The organism is Mesoflavibacter profundi (genome assembly GCF_014764305.1).
In the GTDB taxonomy this organism is placed as follows: domain Bacteria; phylum Bacteroidota; class Bacteroidia; order Flavobacteriales; family Flavobacteriaceae; genus Mesoflavibacter; species Mesoflavibacter profundi.
The window spans coordinates 2,846,661-2,862,942 of the sequence record NZ_CP061703.1 but is presented as its reverse complement, the minus strand read 5'-3'; the positions used below and the strand labels follow the sequence as shown (position 1 = coordinate 2,862,942).

Here is a 16,282-nt window from a genome sequence, read left to right as displayed (position 1 = left end):
AGCTCAAAAAAAAGCCAAACATTACTGTTTGGCTAATTAAAATATTATTACTTAGGTTTATTTTCCAAAGATGCTTCCTAGTAAACCACCAAGTCCACCTTTTTTCTTTGCACTTCCTAAAACCATTCCTGCAACATCATCTACAACACTACCATCACCATCTGCATCTAATATTTTTTCTAAAAAGCTTTGCTCTTCTTTAGCTTCGCTACCACCAAGTAATCCACCAAGTAATCCACCTAAATCGTTAGTTGAACTAACATTGTTTTGTCTTGCTTGTTTACCTAAAACACCCATTAATATTGGAGCAGCAACTTTTAAGATATTACCAACAGATCCAGCATCTAATCCAGCTTTTTGTCCAATGACTTGCTCAACACCTTGCTTTTTTGCACCTAAAACATGACCTAAGATTTTATCACCATCTGTTTTTACAGCATCGTCAACACCACCATTAAATAATCCACCAAGGTTATCTAAAATACTACCATCATGTTTATCCATAATAGCTCCTAATAGTCCTTGAGCACCTTCTGGAGAAGAAGCATTACGCTCCATTGCTTTCATTAATACAGGTAAAGCCATAGTTAAAACGCTTCCTGTTCTGTTTTCATCTGTTCCTGTAGATCCAGAAACACCACTAATTATAGTTTTACCTAAATCTGAATTTAATAAGTCTAAAATACCTGCCATCGTTATAAGTTTTAAAGTTTGTTAAAATTTTGTGAATGTAAATTACAAAAAAAAAGTTCCAACCTATTGTTGGAACTTTAAATATTATAACTTTTTAAATTTTAACGATAAAATGTATGTTTTAATCGTTTAAAAGTAAACTTTTAATCTGATCAGCTAACTCAACACCAATTCTATCTTGCGCTTCGTTAGTTGCTGCACCAGTATGTGGAGTTAAAGATAAACTTGTATTCATTAATAACTGAATTTCTGGTTGTGGCTCTTTTTCAAAAACATCTAAAGCAGCTCTTGCTACTTTGCCGCTTTCAATAGCATTGACTAAAGCGATTTCATCTAAAACGCCACCACGAGCTGCGTTAACAATAATAACACCATCTTTCATGTTATCAAACTCGTCTTTACCAATTACATATTCTTTTTGTGCTGGTACGTGAAGCGTTAAAAAGTCAGATTTTTTAATCACTTCTTCTTTAGATTCAGTTTCTATATTGAAATTTAGTTTTTGACCATCAAAAAACTCTAATTCTAAGTTAGCTTTTTCAATAAAAGGATCAAATGCAATGACTTTCATTCCTGCACCAATCGCTACTTTTGCAGTTGCTTGTCCAATACGACCAAAACCTATAATTCCTAAAGTTTTTCCTTTTAATTCGGTACCTTTAGCATATGCTTTTTTTAATGCCTTAAATTTTGTATCTCCTTCTAAAGGCATATCTCTGTTCGCATTGTGTAAAAATCTTGCTAAACCATAAAGGTGAGCAAACACTAGTTCTGCAACAGAATGCGAAGACGCAGCAGGAGTATTTATTACGTGTAATCCTTTTTCTCTTGCGTATTCAACATCAATATTATCCATACCAACGCCGCCACGACCTATTATTTTTAAGGATGAACAAGCATCTATAATGTCTTTTCTTACTTTTGTTGCGCTTCTTACTAAAAGTACAGAGATTTCGTTTTTATTTATATAATCTATTAATTGTTCTTGTGCTACTGTAGTCGTATTTACGTTAAATCCAGCAGCTTCTAAAGCTTCTATACCACTGTTTGATATACCGTCGTTTGCTAATACTTTCATTTTATAATTTTTTATTTCGATGTATCGAAAAATGTTATGCTTTTGTTTCTAATTCACTCATTACTTCAACAAGTACTTTTACACTGTCTAAAGATAATGCATTGTACATACTTGCACGGTAACCGCCAACACTTCTGTGACCGTTAAGACCGTTAATACCTGCTTCTTTCCACATGGTGTCAAAAGTTTCTTTTAAATCGTCGTTTGTTAATGTAAAAGTTGCATTCATAAATGAACGATCTTCTTTAGCTGCAAATCCTTTAAATAAAGGGTTTAAATCTATTTCAGAATAAATTAAACGTGCTTTTTTCTCGTTTTCTTTTTCAATTGCAGCAATTCCGCCTAAATCTTTTAACCATTGTAACGTTAACATACTAGTGTACACAGCAAATACTGGTGGCGTATTAAACATTGAGCTTTTGTCTATATGTACCTTATAGTCTAGCATTGATGGTATTTTACGTGAAACTTTACCTAAAACATCTTCTTTAATTACGACTAAAGTTGTTCCTGCAGGACCCATATTTTTTTGAGCTCCAGCATAAATAATATCAAATTTTGAAAAATCTAATGTTCTTGAAAAAATATCGGAACTCATATCACATACCATTGGTATTGGTGAGTTTGGAAATTCTTTTATTTGTGTTCCAAATATGGTGTTGTTTGATGTACAGTGAAAATAATCGTAATCTTCAGGAATGTCAAATCCTTTTGGTATGTAGTTATAGTTAGCGTCTTTAGATGAAGCTACTTCTACAATATCATCAAATATTCTAGCTTCTTTAATGGCTTTATCACTCCATGTTCCTGTATTTAAATAAGCAGCACGTTTTTCTAACATGTTTTGTGCTACCATTAAAAATTGCATGCTTGCGCCACCTTGTAAAAATAAAGCTTTATAGCCTTTACCTTCTAAACCAAGTAATTCTAGAGCTAAAGATCGTGCTTGCTCCATAATATCTACAAAGGATTTACTTCTGTGGGAGATTTCTATTAATGATAAACCATTGTCAAAATCTAAAACCGCTTGAGAGGCTTTTTGTAATACTTCTTGAGGCAATACGCATGGACCTGCGCTAAAATTGTGTCTTTGCATTTTACTATAATTTATGCATATACACTATATTAATTAAGTGTATATAGTTTGTTAAGCTGTACAAAGGTGCTAATTTATGCTGTAAAAAGTGTTATTAATATGATAATTTATCAACTATATTTTTAACAAAAATTCAATTGTGTTCACGTTATCTGCATAGTCCCAAAGTTGTGGTTTTTGTGTCATACCAAACTTTATATCACTTTTGGTTAATCCTTTAGAAACAACACATTGAATTAAATCTTTATCTATAGTTAGTTTTTGTTGAATTTGTTCTAAACTGTCATAGTATTCATAAAAAACAGTAGCAATTGGCGATGCATAACTTTGGTCTTCTTTAATCATTAAAAAACCATTTTCTAGCATGTCAAATTCGCTCATTAGATAAACTGCTTTATTATAATCGTAGTTGTTAGCGTATTTAGCTTCTTCAATTATAGGATGCCATTTGTACATCGCTTTAAAAAAAGCGTCAAAATTATAGTCTTTTGGTACAAATAATTTAGACACATTACGACAACCTAAACCGTAATATCTAAAAATATCTTCGGATAAGCCGCTTAGTTGTTCTTCTGTTTCATCACCTGTTAAAACAGCAACCGAATTTCTATTTTGTCGAATTATTGAAGGTTTATTTTTAAAATAATACTCAAAATACCTAGCCGTATTGTTGCTACCTGTTGCTATCACAGCATCAAAATCTTGAAGTTTGTCTTCGGTAAACGTTATTTTTCCTTTTAAATCTGGTTTAACATACTCTAAATATTTAGCCAAAAAGGGTAGAAGATGTTTATCGTTAGACGATTGTTTAACTAACACTTCATGTCCAGTGATTATAACGCTTAAAAAGTCATGAAATCCAACTAAAGGAATATTTCCTGCCATTATAATAGCTATCTTTTTTGCTTCAACTTCATTTAAATTATAACCTGATAACCATTGGTTTAAATTGTTTTTTGTCAGTAGATTAGACCAACCTTCTAAAGCAAATAAAATATTATTTTCGGTAAACCAACCGTTGTGTTCTTTAGCTAATTTAATTTGATGTTTAAATCCATCAAAAAACAAATCATTGTTTAAAATATTATCTTTTTTAACAATGCCATTAGTTGTAAATTGACTTAAAAACTCTCCTAACTTTATAAATGCGTCCTTTATAGTGTATTTGTTACTCATTATAATTTGTATAACCGCTTTTTTGGCTTTATTTTTGCACAAAGTTAAGTAAACAAAAACGAAATTACGCTATGGCAATTATTATAACAGACGAATGTATTAACTGCGGAGCTTGCGAGCCTGAATGCCCAAACACTGCGATATACGAAGGTGCTGACGATTGGAGATATAAAGATGGAACAAGTCTAGAAGGGAAATTGGTTTTACCAGATGGTAAAGAGGTAGATGCAGATGAAGCACAAGAGCCATTAAGTGACGAGATTTACTACATTGTTCCAGATAAATGTACAGAATGTAAAGGGTTTCATGAAGAGCCACAATGTGCTGCAGTTTGTCCTGTAGATTGTTGTGTGCCTGATGATGATCATGTAGAAAGTGAAGAAACCTTACTTGGTAAACAAAAATTTATGCATCCTGATGGATAACATAATATTTAGGTATAAAATTAAAATCTCAAGTTAATACTTGGGATTTTTTATTGGATTAATGTGTACATTTGCACTCGTTAAAAATAAAATATAACAATGAAAGCAGGAATTGTAGGCTTACCAAACGTAGGAAAATCGACTTTATTTAATTGTTTGTCTAATGCAAAAGCGCAAAGTGCAAACTTTCCGTTTTGTACTATAGAGCCTAATATTGGTGTGGTAAATGTACCAGATCCAAGATTAGAAAAATTAGAAACTTTAGTAAAACCAGAACGTGTAATTCCTGCAACTGTAGAGATTGTTGATATCGCAGGTTTAGTAAAAGGAGCTAGTAAAGGTGAAGGTTTAGGTAACCAATTTTTAGCAAATATTAGAGAAACAGATGCTATTTTACATGTGTTACGTTGTTTTGATAACGATAATATTGTGCATGTAGATGGTAGTGTTGATCCAATTAGAGATAAAGAAACTATTGATATCGAACTCCAATTAAAAGACTTAGAAACTGTAGAGAAAAAACTTGATAAAGTAAAAAGAGCTGCAAAAACAGGTGATAAAGAGGCGCAAAAAGAAGAAGCCGTATTATTACAAATAAAAGAAGCTTTAGAAGCAGGAACATCTATTAGAGCTTTAGAATTTTCTGCTGAAGACCATAAAGCTTACGTAAAACCATTACAATTTATCACAGAAAAGCCAGTAATGTATGTATGTAATGTAGACGAAGGTAGTGCTGTTTCTGGTAATGAATATGTTGAAAAAGTTCGAGAAAACGTAAAAAATGAAAATGCTGAAGTTTTAGTCCTTGCAGTAGGAACAGAAGCAGATATTAACGAGCTTGAAGATTATGAAGAGCGCCAAATGTTTTTACAAGATATAGGTTTAGAAGAACCAGGATCTGCAAAATTAATTAGAGCAGCTTATAATTTATTAAACCAACAAACCTATTTTACAGCAGGAGTTAAAGAAGTAAGAGCTTGGACTGTTAATGTAGGTGCTACAGCGCCACAAGCAGCAGGAGTAATCCATACCGATTTTGAAAAAGGATTTATTAGAGCAGAAGTTATTGCTTATAATGATTATGTTGAGTTAGGTAGTGAAGCTAAAGTAAAAGAAGCTGGTAAAATGCGAGTTGAAGGTAAAGAATACATCGTAAAAGATGGCGATGTGATGCATTTTAGATTCAATGTGTAATTTAAATTTTTAGATTACTTCGCAATTAAATATTAAGATTTAAAACAAAAAAACGAGATGAATTTTCATCTCGTTTTTTTGTTTAGAAGTGACTGAGTTAAAATGTGAAATACTAGAGAATTTGTGAAAATTCGTGAAATTAGTGTCACCAAAAACTATATTCCTACTTATCAAAATACATTGTTAATTAATTTCGTAGTCTACTATTTCATTTTTTATTGGGTTATGTTATCTTAGCAACTTATCTCACATTTCGCACCTAAATTTTATGTCAGAACAAACTAATTATACCGAAGACAATATACGCTCGTTAGACTGGAAAGAACACATCCGTATGCGACCTGGTATGTATATTGGTAAATTAGGTGATGGATCTTCGCCAGACGACGGTATATACATTCTGCTTAAAGAAGTGTTAGACAACTCGATAGACGAGTTTGTTATGGGCGCAGGAAAAACAATTGAGATTTCCATACAAGGCAATAAAGTTATTGTACGCGATTATGGTCGTGGTATTCCATTAGGAAAAGTTGTAGACGTCGTGTCTAAAATGAATACTGGTGGTAAATACGATTCTAAAGCCTTTAAAAAATCGGTTGGACTTAACGGTGTTGGTACAAAAGCAGTTAACGCTTTATCAACATACTTTAGAGTAGAATCATCACGTGATGGTAAAAGTGCATCTGCCGATTTTGAGCAAGGAAACCTTGTAAATCAAGAGTTTTTAGAAGAAACCTCTAGACGAAAAGGAACAAAAGTCTCATTTGTTCCTGACGAAACTATCTTTAAAAATTACAAGTTTCGTCATGAGTATGTAGCAAAAATGCTTAAAAACTATGTGTACTTAAATCCAGGTTTAACCATAGTTTTTAATGGCGAAAAATATTTTAGCGAAAATGGATTAAAAGATCTTCTTTCAGAAAAAATAAAAGAAGACGATCAACTTTATCCAATAATACACTTACGTGGTGACGATATTGAAGTCGCAATAACGCACAGTAAAACACAGTATAGCGAAGATTACAACAGTTTTGTAAATGGACAAAACACAACGCAAGGAGGAACGCATTTAAACGCTTTTAGAGAAGCTATTGTAAAAACTATCAGAGATTTTTATGGTAAAAATTACGATGCTTCAGATGTTAGAAAGTCTATTGTTTCTGCAATTGCCATAAAGGTAATGGAACCAGTTTTTGAAAGTCAGACTAAAACAAAATTAGGGTCGACAGATATGGGTGGAGATTTACCGACCGTTAGAACTTATGTTAATGATTTTATCAAAACGTACTTAGATAACTTTCTGCATAAAAATACTGAAACAGCCGAAAAGCTTCAACGTAAAATATTACAAGCCGAACGTGAACGTAAAGAGCTTTCTGGTATTAGAAAATTAGCTAAAGATCGTGCTAAAAAGGCAAGTCTTCATAATAAAAAATTACGCGATTGTCGTGTGCATTTTGGTGATACAAAAAACGAAAGAAACCTAGAAACTACATTGTTTATAACTGAGGGAGATTCGGCTTCGGGAAGTATCACAAAATCTAGAGATGTTAATACGCAAGCGGTTTTTAGTTTAAAAGGAAAACCATTAAACAGTTACGGTTTAACCAAAAAAATAGTTTACGAAAACGAAGAGTTTAATCTACTTCAAGCGGCTTTAAATATAGAAGAATCCTTAGAAGATTTACGTTACAATAACATTGTAATTGCAACCGATGCCGATGTAGATGGTATGCATATTAGACTGTTGTTAATTACATTTTTCCTACAGTTTTTCCCTGAAGTAATTAAAAACGGACATCTTTACATCTTACAAACACCATTATTTAGGGTAAGAAACAAAAAAGAAACTATTTATTGTTACAGCGAAGAAGAACGTCGTAACGCTATAGAAAAACTAAAGCCAAAACCAGAAATTACACGATTTAAAGGTTTAGGTGAAATTAGTCCAGACGAATTTAAACATTTCATAGGTGACGATATAAGACTAGATCCAGTAATGCTTGACGATAATATGTCTATAGAAGAATTATTGTCTTTTTACATGGGTAAAAACACACCATCGCGACAAGAGTTTATCATAGATAACTTAAAGGTTGAAATGGATTTAATAGAAGAGAAGTAGGATGAAATATAAAGCTATATTAAATTTATTATTTGTTTTATTCTTATGTTTTAATTGTTCTTCTAGCGATGAAAACGAAGATTCAATTCAAAGTTGTACAAAAACAATAACCCTAACTCAGTTTTATATTCTTGACGGAGCATTTTACAGCTACAACACAGAACAAGAAGTGCCTTGTGATTTTTCAGAGCCAACTGATGCAGAACAAATAGAACCTCAAAAATTAGAAGACTTTAGCTATGATGTAATTCAGTTTGAATACACACAAGACACAGGTAATAATACGTCTAGATTACAATTTGAAATTCAATTAAATAACCTTAGCGACCAACCAGTAGAAGGTATACAAAGAATAACTATTAATTCAGATAATATCCAATTTTCAACTAATTATGGCATAAATTCTTGTACATCAATTGATGCAAATTCAAGTTGTGTTATTACATATGATGTTGAAGAGCCACATTCAACAGGCATATCAAATACTTTTGAATTGATAGATGTAGAATATTATTTAACTATCGAATAATTAAAACTTATATTTAAGTCTAAATAAATAATTTCCTTTAAACAGGAATAACAATATGGCAGAAGAAGAAAACGAAGACTTAACAAACGACCAAAACCAAGACGCTAACGAAACCATTACCAGGATTACTGGTATGTATAAAGAATGGTTTTTAGATTATGCGTCTTATGTTATTTTAGAACGTGCAGTACCAGCAATAGAAGATGGTTTTAAACCAGTGCAACGTCGTATCATGCATTCTATGAAAGACTTAGATGATGGTCGTTACAATAAAGTAGCTAATATTGTTGGTCATACCATGCAATATCATCCGCATGGTGACGCCAGTATTGCAGATGCTATGGTACAGATTGGTCAAAAAGACCTGTTAATTGATACACAAGGTAACTGGGGAAATATCCTTACAGGAGATAGCGCAGCAGCATCACGTTATATTGAAGCACGTCTTTCTAAATTTGCTTTAGATGTAGTTTATAATCCAAAAATTACCGAATGGCAAGCGTCTTACGATGGTAGACGTAAGGAGCCAATCAATTTACCAGTAATGTTTCCGTTATTGTTAGCGCAAGGCGGAGAAGGAATTGCGGTAGGATTGTCAACAAAAATATTACCTCATAATTTTATAGAGCTTATAGATGCGTCTGTCAAGCATCTTCAAGGTAAGCGTTTTACAATTTTACCAGATTTTCCAACTGCAGGTATTGCAGATTGTGGCGATTATAACGATGGTATGCGTGGCGGAAAAGTTCGTGTTCGTGCAAAAATTTCGCAATACGATAAAAACACTTTGGTAATTACCGAAGTACCTTTTGGTACAACAACATCGTCTTTAATAGATTCTATCTTAAAAGCGAACGACAAAGGTAAAATCAAAATCAAAAAAATAGAAGATAATACTGCTGCAGAAGTAGAAATTTTGGTGCATTTACCGTCAGGAATTTCACCAGATAAAACCATAGATGCACTTTACGCATTTACAAATTGCGAAATCTCTATTTCGCCATTAGGCTGTGTGATTGAAGATAACAAACCGTTATTTATAGGTGTTTCTGAAATGTTACGTCGTAGTACAGACAACACGGTTCAGTTATTAAAACAAGAATTAGAAATCAAACTTAACGAGTTTGAAGAGCAGTGGCATTTTGCATCGTTAGAACGTATTTTTATAGAAAACCGTATCTATCGTGATATTGAAGAAGAAGAAACTTGGGAAGGTGTTATCCAAGCGATAGACAAAGGACTTCAACCACATATAAAACATTTAAAACGTGCCATTACAGAAGAAGATATTGTACGTTTAACCGAAATTAGAATTAAACGAATTTCTAAATTTGATATCGATAAAGCGCAACAAAAAATAGATGCTTTAGAAGATCAAATTGCCGAAGTTAAACATCATTTAGCAAATCTAATAGATTATGCAATTGCTTATTTTAAACGCTTAAAAGACACGTATAGTGAAGGTAAAGAGCGTAAAACCGAACTACGTGCTTTTGAAGATGTAGATGCTACAAAAGTGGTGATTAGAAACACAAAACTTTACGTAAATAGAGAAGAAGGTTTTATTGGTACATCGTTAAGAAGAGACGAGTATGTTTGCGATTGTAGTGATATAGACGATATTATTGTATTTACTGCCGAAGGTAAAATGATGGTCACTAAAGTAGATAGCAAAACCTTTATCGGTAAAAATATTATACACGTTGCAGTCTTTAAAAAGAAAGACAAGCGTACTATTTACAATATGATTTATCGCGATGGAAGCAAAGGACCATCGTACATTAAACGTTTTGCAGTTACGTCTATAACAAGAGATAAAGATTACGACTTAACTAATGGAAACAAATCAAGTAAAGTTTGGTATTTTTCTGCAAATCCTAATGGAGAAGCCGAAGTCATTTCGGTATTTTTAAGACAAGTTGGAAGTATTAAAAAACTTAAATGGGATATAGATTTTGCAGACATTTTAATAAAAGGTCGTGCAAGTAAAGGTAATGTGGTTACCAAATACGCCATTAAAAAAATAGAATTAAAAGAAAAAGGTGTATCTACGTTAAAACCGCGTAAAATATGGTTTGACGATACAGTACAGCGTTTAAATGTAGATGGAAGAGGCGAGTTGTTAGGCGAGTTTAGAGGTGAAGATCGATTATTGGTAATCAACCAACGTGGCTATGTAAAAACTATAATTCCAGAAGTTACAGCACATTTTGATGATGATATGATTGTACTGGAAAAATGGATACCTAAAAAGCCAATTTCAGCAATATATTATGATGGTGATAAAGAGCGTTACTACGTAAAACGTTTTTTAATTGAAAACGAAAGCAAAGAAGATTTATTTATATCAGAGCATCCAAAATCACAATTGGAAATTGTGTCTACCGACTGGAAACCTATGGCGGAAGTAGAATTTACTAAAGAAAGAGGTAAAGATAGAAAGGATAATCTTCAAGTTAATTTAGAAGAATTTATAGCAATTAAAGGTATAAATGCACTTGGTAATCAGTTAACTAAAGATAAGGTTAACCAAATAAGTCTGTTAGATCCTTTACCATATGAAGCTCCTGAAGATGTTCCTGCACAAGAGATTGAAGTTGTATATGAAGAAAATGTAGAAACAAACAGTGATCAAAATAATGACACAAAAAAACCTTCAAATGATATGACAGATGAAGGTGATAAAAATATTGACGATTCTGGTCAAGCTAGCTTGTTTTAGTAGATTTTTTACTAATCTTTTGATTTAAAAATTCTACAAATAAAGAAAACGCAATTGCAAAGTAAAGGTAACCTTTAGGTATTGCACCGACCTTTTTATCAAAGAAAGTGGTGTGAGATAAATGACCAGCTTCTGTAATTAGCATAAACCCAATAAGGATTAAAAAAGACAGCCCAAGTATTTGTATACTTGGGTTTTTGTCTATAAAACGTCTAATTTTATTAGCAAAACTAATCATTATTATTATTGAAATTACCACAGCAATAATCATTAAAATTAGGTTGTAATTATGATTATTTGATAAACCGTTTGTCATACCAACAGCTGTTAAAATAGAATCTATAGAGAAAATAAAATCTATAATTAAGATTTGTATTATAGCTTGTTGTAAAGATTTAATTGCTTTCCCTTTAACTTCATCTTCATCATGTTTTGGATATGAAACTTTTTCTCTTATTTCAGAAGTACTTTTATAGATTAAAAATAATCCTCCAACAAATAAAATTATAGCTTGCCAGCTTAATTCTAAGTGCATCCAATTTAAGTCTAAAGTATAAAAAGGTTTAGATAAACCGACTAAAAAGGACACAAAAAACAACAATATAATACGTTGTACCATTGCTAGCAAAAGTCCAATATTTGTGACTTTACCACGTTTGTCTTCAGGTAATTTATTTGCAGCAATAGATATAAATACAATATTATCTATTCCTAAAATTATTTCTAAAAAAGTAAGGGTAAGTAATGCAAAAATGGCATCACTAGACGTTAAAAACTCTATCATGGTTATTGTTGTTTATAAGCAATTCCTTTTTGCTTTTTAGATTCGCCAACATAAGAATATTCAAATGTATAAGTAGAATCTGTTGTGGTTAGTATTTTTAAATGAATATCTTTTTGCTCTGCCATATTTTTAGGATTTATAGTTTTAAAAATAACTTCGCAATCATTAATCCATCGTAAAGAAGAACTATCGGTTTTACCTTCGTAAGTTTCTACCTGTAAAGTATCGTTTCTAAAAAAAGTAGATGTATAAAGTGTACCGTTAATGGAAACTTCACTTTTAAAATTTCCGGTTTTATAATCAGAACAATTTCGTTCTATTTGGTAGCAATTAAAAAGTAATAAAGAAAGTATGATTAAAGTAAAATATTTCATCTCATTGTATTTTACACAAAATTACAAAAGTAGAATGGTAAAATAGAGTTAAAAATGTACTTGCTTATAACTTTCGTATTTGAAAATTTTATGTACTTAGTTACGAATTCTCAAAATTTTGAAAACTACCATCTTTATAAAAAATAACGATACGCTCAATTTCTTTTTTTGAATGTTGTTGAATTTGAGAAATTGAAGTCGAATTTGTTTCCGGAGTTTTTTCTTCAACTTCAGAAAATAAATTTTGTGATTCTGGTCGAGGAGGAATTTCAGGTTTAACTTCTACAGCATTTTTTTCAGCAGGAAAATTTCCTTTGCCATTTAATAGCCAATACAATTCTACTTCAGGAAAAGACGAAAGTACCTTTAATACAAATTCTAAACTAGGTTTATTTCTTCCAGAAAGTATGTGAGAAATACTAGAACGTTGCACACCAATTTTTTCAGCAAAAGACGAAGCACTTTCACCGTAATATTCGATCACTTTTTGTAGTCGTTTAGAAAATTCTGTATTGTTTATCATAGCGATACAAATGTAAACAATAATATGAAATAACCAATGTTACAATTGTAAAATTCATTGTAAAATGTTTATAACAGTCAACAATTATATTATAAATACATTAAACTATTACTTTAAATAATTAATGTAACTAACTGATAAATAGTATTTAAATCTATTTAATTAATAGTAAAGCAAATTACTCCTGGTATTGAAACTTTAATGATTAAATAACCATGATAAATGTTTACAATTCTAAATTACAATTGTAAATTACCCTGTTTACATTTGTAAAATATAGATTGTTTACATTTGTAACTTAATAATTAGCTATGACAATTACAACACTTAAAACACTATTTAATACCTATAAAGAATCTGCTTTATTTGGTCGTTATATTACCTTAAAAAACTTAGATCCTATTCTAGATAAATTACAGTCTAAACTTAAAATTGATATTATTGGTCATTCTGTTTTAAAAGCGCCAATACATGTTATCAAACTTGGTAATGGACCAAAACGTGTTTTAATGTGGTCGCAAATGCATGGAAATGAATCTACAACTACAAAAGCTGTTTTTGATTTTTTAAATGCTGCAGAAGACGATTTAATAGCTCCTATATTAAAACATTGTACAATCGCAATTGTACCTATGTTAAATCCTGATGGCGCTAAACAATACACTAGGCTAAATGCTAATAATGTAGATTTAAATAGAGATGCTCAGGCGTTATCGCAACCGGAAAGCGCTGTGTTAAACGGCTTTTTTAAGACATTTTCACCTGATTATTGCTTTAATTTACATGGACAACGTACTATTTTTAGTGCTGGATCTATTAATAATGTAGCAACACTTTCGTTTTTATCTCCTTCTGTAGATAAAGACAGGACTTTAACCCGTGTACGTAAGCAAGCTATGGAAATTATCGCAGCTATAAATACTAATTTGCAAACTGTATTGCCAAATCAAATAGGACGTTATGATGACGGATTTAATGATAATTGTGTTGGCGATGCTTTTCAATTAAAAAATGTTCCTACAGTGCTTTTTGAAGCTGGACATTATGCTGAAGATTATGATAGAGAAGTGGTAAGGGAATTTACGTTTTATGCATTAGTTACTGCTTTAGATTATGTCTCTAAAACCAATGTTTCTGGTGATAATTACCAATCTTATTTTAATATACCAGAAAACGACAAATTATTTTACGATGTTATAGTTAAAAATGCTTTAGTAAATGGTAATATTTATAACATAGCTATACAATTTCAAGAAAGGTTGGTTGACGATAGTCTATTATTTATCCCAAAAGTTGAACGTTTTTTAACAAATGAAAGATTTTTCGGTCATAAAGTCATTAACGCTAGTAATTTAGAGGTTAAAACCGTTAAAGATGAAGAAATTTATATTGGATACGAAAACGATTTCGTTTTAATAAATAATGAGAAAAAATCATTAAAATCTTAAAAATCTTTGTTTTTGATGTAGAATATTCAATGAATTTGTATTATTTTTGCTTAAAATATATTAATTCATTAAAATGGCGAAGTTTAAATTAGACGAAATTGATCATCAAATTCTTGATATGTTAATCGATAACACAAGAGTTCCTTTTACAGATATAGCAAAAAAATTATTAATCTCGGCAGGTACAGTTCATGTTCGTGTTAAAAAAATGGAAGATGCAGGTATTATAAAAGGGTCTTCTTTAACTTTAGATTATAAAAAGTTAGGATATTCATTTATAGCTTACGTTGGTGTGTTTTTACAAAATACATCACAAACTACTTTTGTTTTAGAGCGTATAAACGAAATCCCGTTTGTTACTGTGGCTCATATAACAACTGGTAAATTTAATATCTTTTGTAAGATTAGAGCAAGAAACACAGAACATGCTAAAGATGTTATATTTATGTTAGACGATATTGAAGGTGTTTACAGAACCGAAACTATGATATCTTTAGAAGAAAGTATTAATGATAAAAAACGATTAATGCATAGCATTTTTAACGAGCTTTAATTTTTTAATAGCTAATAATACTTAAAAAGCGTTTTTGATATTCAAAAACGCTTTTTTTTATTCTTCCTCGTTAGATAATATATTATCGTCTGTAAGAGTAGTCGTTTTGTCAAAGTCTATTATAATATGACCTTTGTCGTTGGTTTCAAAATCAAAACTAGAATCAAAATTAGTCATAGTATAATGTAGTTTACTACTTACTTTCACTAAATAAATGGTGTCGTTGGTTTTAATTTCAACAGCTTCTATAGTTTGATTGTGATGATCGTCAAAAGTGATAATATCGTCATCTCCATAACCATCAGGAAATTTTTGGTTTAACAATCCAAGTACTTCTGGAGTTAATTTTTTGTAATCGACAATAACTTTTTTCATACCAAATAATTTAAAATTAAGAGGTTAGTGTAGTCGGTAGATTTTAGCTATTATTTAAAATTACAATTTATTTTAATACAAAAATGTTAATTATTATAAAATTCAAAAGAATTGATTATCAGTTCTTTAGAAGCTTCTTGGTTAATAGCACAATTACCAATATCTTTAAGTAAAACAAATTTGATAATTCCGTTTTGGTTTTTCTTATCATGCTTCATTAAATCAATTATACTATCATAATTTTCGGGATTAATTTTTGGGTGACCAAATGTGTTGATTAGCTGCGATTTAATTTTATTTAGCTTGTCCGTATCAAAATTTAACAATTTAGAAGATAAGTAACTTTCTAAAATCATACCTATTGCAATAGCTTCACCATGCAACAAAGCCTGATCTTTTTTATTAAGGTAAAAGGATTCTATAGCGTGACCTAAAGTGTGTCCAAAATTTAAAGTTTTTCTTAAATTTTGTTCAGTTGGATCTTGTTCTACAATATGTTTTTTTACTAAAATAGAATCATAAATTAATGCATCTAAATCTTCAAGTGTTAGTTTAGATAAGTTTTTTAAGTCGCTATAATGCTTTGGGTTAGCAATTAATCCGTGTTTAATCATTTCGGCTAAACCAGATCGCATTTCTCGACTAGACAATGTGTTTAAAAAGCTTGTGTCTACAATTACCATTTTAGGTGTTTTTATAACACCTATTTGGTTTTTTAACAATCCTAAATCAACACCGTTTTTACCACCAATAGACGCATCTACCATAGATAATAAAGTGGTTGGAATATTTATGAAATCAATACCACGTTGGTAACAACAAGCTACGAATCCACCTAAATCAGTCACTACACCGCCACCTAAATTAATCATTAGGCTTTTTCGGTCTGTACCAAGTTCGCTTAAAGCACTCCATAAACTAGCGCAAGTATCCAAGTTTTTGTGTTGTTCTCCAGATTCAATTTCTAAAATTTCAATTCTAATATCAGTTTCAATATGTTGTAAAACAGGAGTTAAGCAGTTTGCGTTTGTGTTGCTGTCTACTAAAATGAATATTGAAGAATAATCATTGTTTTTAATTAACTCATTTAGTTTAGAATATCCAGTAGTATTAAAATGTATGCTGTAATCTTGTGTAGGTATAGATGTCATAAATAGAATTATAAAGCGTAAAAATAAGGAGTTTTT

Annotated in this window: 16 protein-coding genes; 7 read left to right on the top strand and 9 right to left on the bottom strand. The window is 31.0% G+C overall.

Annotation, left to right across the window (positions count from 1 at the left end):
• Positions 1 to 57 precede the first annotated feature (57 nt).
• The 4 genes from IFB02_RS12855 to IFB02_RS12840 all read right to left on the bottom strand — a co-directional run bounded on the left by IFB02_RS12855 (position 58) and on the right by IFB02_RS12840 (position 4,043).
• Positions 58 to 693 (bottom strand): DUF937 domain-containing protein, encoded by a 636-nt coding sequence (locus IFB02_RS12855; protein ID WP_106688773.1) that lies wholly within the window; start codon positions 691 to 693, stop codon positions 58 to 60.
• 121 nt (positions 694 to 814) lie between these two features.
• Positions 815 to 1,771 carry a D-2-hydroxyacid dehydrogenase gene (locus tag IFB02_RS12850; protein WP_106688772.1) on the bottom strand — a complete coding sequence of 319 codons (957 nt, stop codon included), beginning with the start codon at positions 1,769 to 1,771 and terminating at the stop codon, positions 815 to 817.
• 34 nt (positions 1,772 to 1,805) lie between these two features.
• Entirely contained in the window at positions 1,806 to 2,867 is a 1,062-nt protein-coding gene (gene serC, locus IFB02_RS12845; protein WP_106688771.1) for a 3-phosphoserine/phosphohydroxythreonine transaminase, read from the bottom strand.
• Between the two features lie 114 nt (positions 2,868 to 2,981).
• Positions 2,982 to 4,043 (bottom strand): acyl-CoA reductase, encoded by a 1,062-nt coding sequence (locus IFB02_RS12840; RefSeq protein WP_106688770.1) that lies wholly within the window; start codon positions 4,041 to 4,043, stop codon positions 2,982 to 2,984.
• 71 nt (positions 4,044 to 4,114) lie between these two features.
• Between IFB02_RS12840 and IFB02_RS12835 the strand changes: the two genes are divergently transcribed.
• The 5 genes from IFB02_RS12835 (at position 4,115) to IFB02_RS12815 (ending at position 11,038) form a co-directional block, all read left to right on the top strand.
• Positions 4,115 to 4,468, top strand: a complete 354-nt coding sequence (locus IFB02_RS12835) for a 4Fe-4S dicluster domain-containing protein (protein WP_106677846.1) — start codon at positions 4,115 to 4,117, stop codon at positions 4,466 to 4,468.
• Positions 4,469 to 4,567: 99 nt separating this feature from the next.
• Complete coding sequence (ychF, locus tag IFB02_RS12830; RefSeq protein WP_106688769.1) at positions 4,568 to 5,662, top strand: redox-regulated ATPase YchF; 1,095 nt, start codon at positions 4,568 to 4,570, stop codon at positions 5,660 to 5,662.
• Between the two features lie 268 nt (positions 5,663 to 5,930).
• Positions 5,931 to 7,787 (top strand): DNA topoisomerase IV subunit B, encoded by a 1,857-nt coding sequence (locus tag IFB02_RS12825; protein ID WP_106688768.1) that lies wholly within the window; start codon positions 5,931 to 5,933, stop codon positions 7,785 to 7,787.
• Position 7,788: 1 nt separating this feature from the next.
• Positions 7,789 to 8,316 carry a hypothetical protein gene (locus IFB02_RS12820; protein ID WP_106688767.1) on the top strand — a complete coding sequence of 176 codons (528 nt, stop codon included), beginning with the start codon at positions 7,789 to 7,791 and terminating at the stop codon, positions 8,314 to 8,316.
• A 55-nt stretch (positions 8,317 to 8,371) separates the two neighbouring features.
• Positions 8,372 to 11,038, top strand: coding sequence for a DNA gyrase/topoisomerase IV subunit A (locus IFB02_RS12815; RefSeq protein ID WP_191072847.1), 2,667 nt, complete (start codon positions 8,372 to 8,374; stop codon positions 11,036 to 11,038).
• On the opposite strand, the gene IFB02_RS12810 is transcribed toward IFB02_RS12815, so the two are convergent.
• The 3 genes from IFB02_RS12810 to IFB02_RS12800 form a co-directional block, all read right to left on the bottom strand.
• Positions 11,025 to 11,822 carry a TerC family protein gene (locus tag IFB02_RS12810; protein ID WP_191072846.1) on the bottom strand — a complete coding sequence of 266 codons (798 nt, stop codon included), beginning with the start codon at positions 11,820 to 11,822 and terminating at the stop codon, positions 11,025 to 11,027. The genes IFB02_RS12815 and IFB02_RS12810 overlap by 14 nt on opposite strands.
• A 2-nt stretch (positions 11,823 to 11,824) precedes the next feature.
• Positions 11,825 to 12,196 (bottom strand): DNA topoisomerase IV, encoded by a 372-nt coding sequence (locus IFB02_RS12805; RefSeq protein WP_191072845.1) that lies wholly within the window; start codon positions 12,194 to 12,196, stop codon positions 11,825 to 11,827.
• 100 nt (positions 12,197 to 12,296) lie between these two features.
• Positions 12,297 to 12,719 carry a helix-turn-helix domain-containing protein gene (locus IFB02_RS12800; RefSeq protein WP_106688763.1) on the bottom strand — a complete coding sequence of 141 codons (423 nt, stop codon included), beginning with the start codon at positions 12,717 to 12,719 and terminating at the stop codon, positions 12,297 to 12,299.
• Positions 12,720 to 13,030: 311 nt separating this feature from the next.
• On the opposite strand from IFB02_RS12800, the gene IFB02_RS12795 reads away from it, so the two are divergent.
• Both IFB02_RS12795 and IFB02_RS12790 read left to right on the top strand, forming a co-directional pair.
• The gene (locus tag IFB02_RS12795) at positions 13,031 to 14,167 is read left to right on the top strand and encodes a M14 family zinc carboxypeptidase (RefSeq protein WP_191072844.1); all 1,137 of its coding nucleotides are present in this window, start codon (positions 13,031 to 13,033) and stop codon (positions 14,165 to 14,167) included.
• A 73-nt stretch (positions 14,168 to 14,240) separates the two neighbouring features.
• Positions 14,241 to 14,720: an Lrp/AsnC family transcriptional regulator gene (locus IFB02_RS12790; RefSeq protein WP_106688761.1), complete on the top strand. Its 480-nt coding sequence runs from the start codon at positions 14,241 to 14,243 to the stop codon at positions 14,718 to 14,720.
• 57 nt (positions 14,721 to 14,777) lie between these two features.
• On the opposite strand, the gene IFB02_RS12785 is transcribed toward IFB02_RS12790, so the two are convergent.
• Together IFB02_RS12785 and aroB are read right to left on the bottom strand one after the other, a co-directional pair.
• A complete protein-coding gene (locus IFB02_RS12785; RefSeq protein WP_106688760.1) occupies positions 14,778 to 15,095 on the bottom strand; it encodes a hypothetical protein in 318 nt (105 codons plus the stop codon).
• An 86-nt stretch (positions 15,096 to 15,181) separates the two neighbouring features.
• A complete protein-coding gene (gene aroB / locus IFB02_RS12780) occupies positions 15,182 to 16,246 on the bottom strand; it encodes a 3-dehydroquinate synthase (RefSeq protein WP_106688759.1) in 1,065 nt (354 codons plus the stop codon).
• Positions 16,247 to 16,282 lie beyond the last annotated feature (36 nt).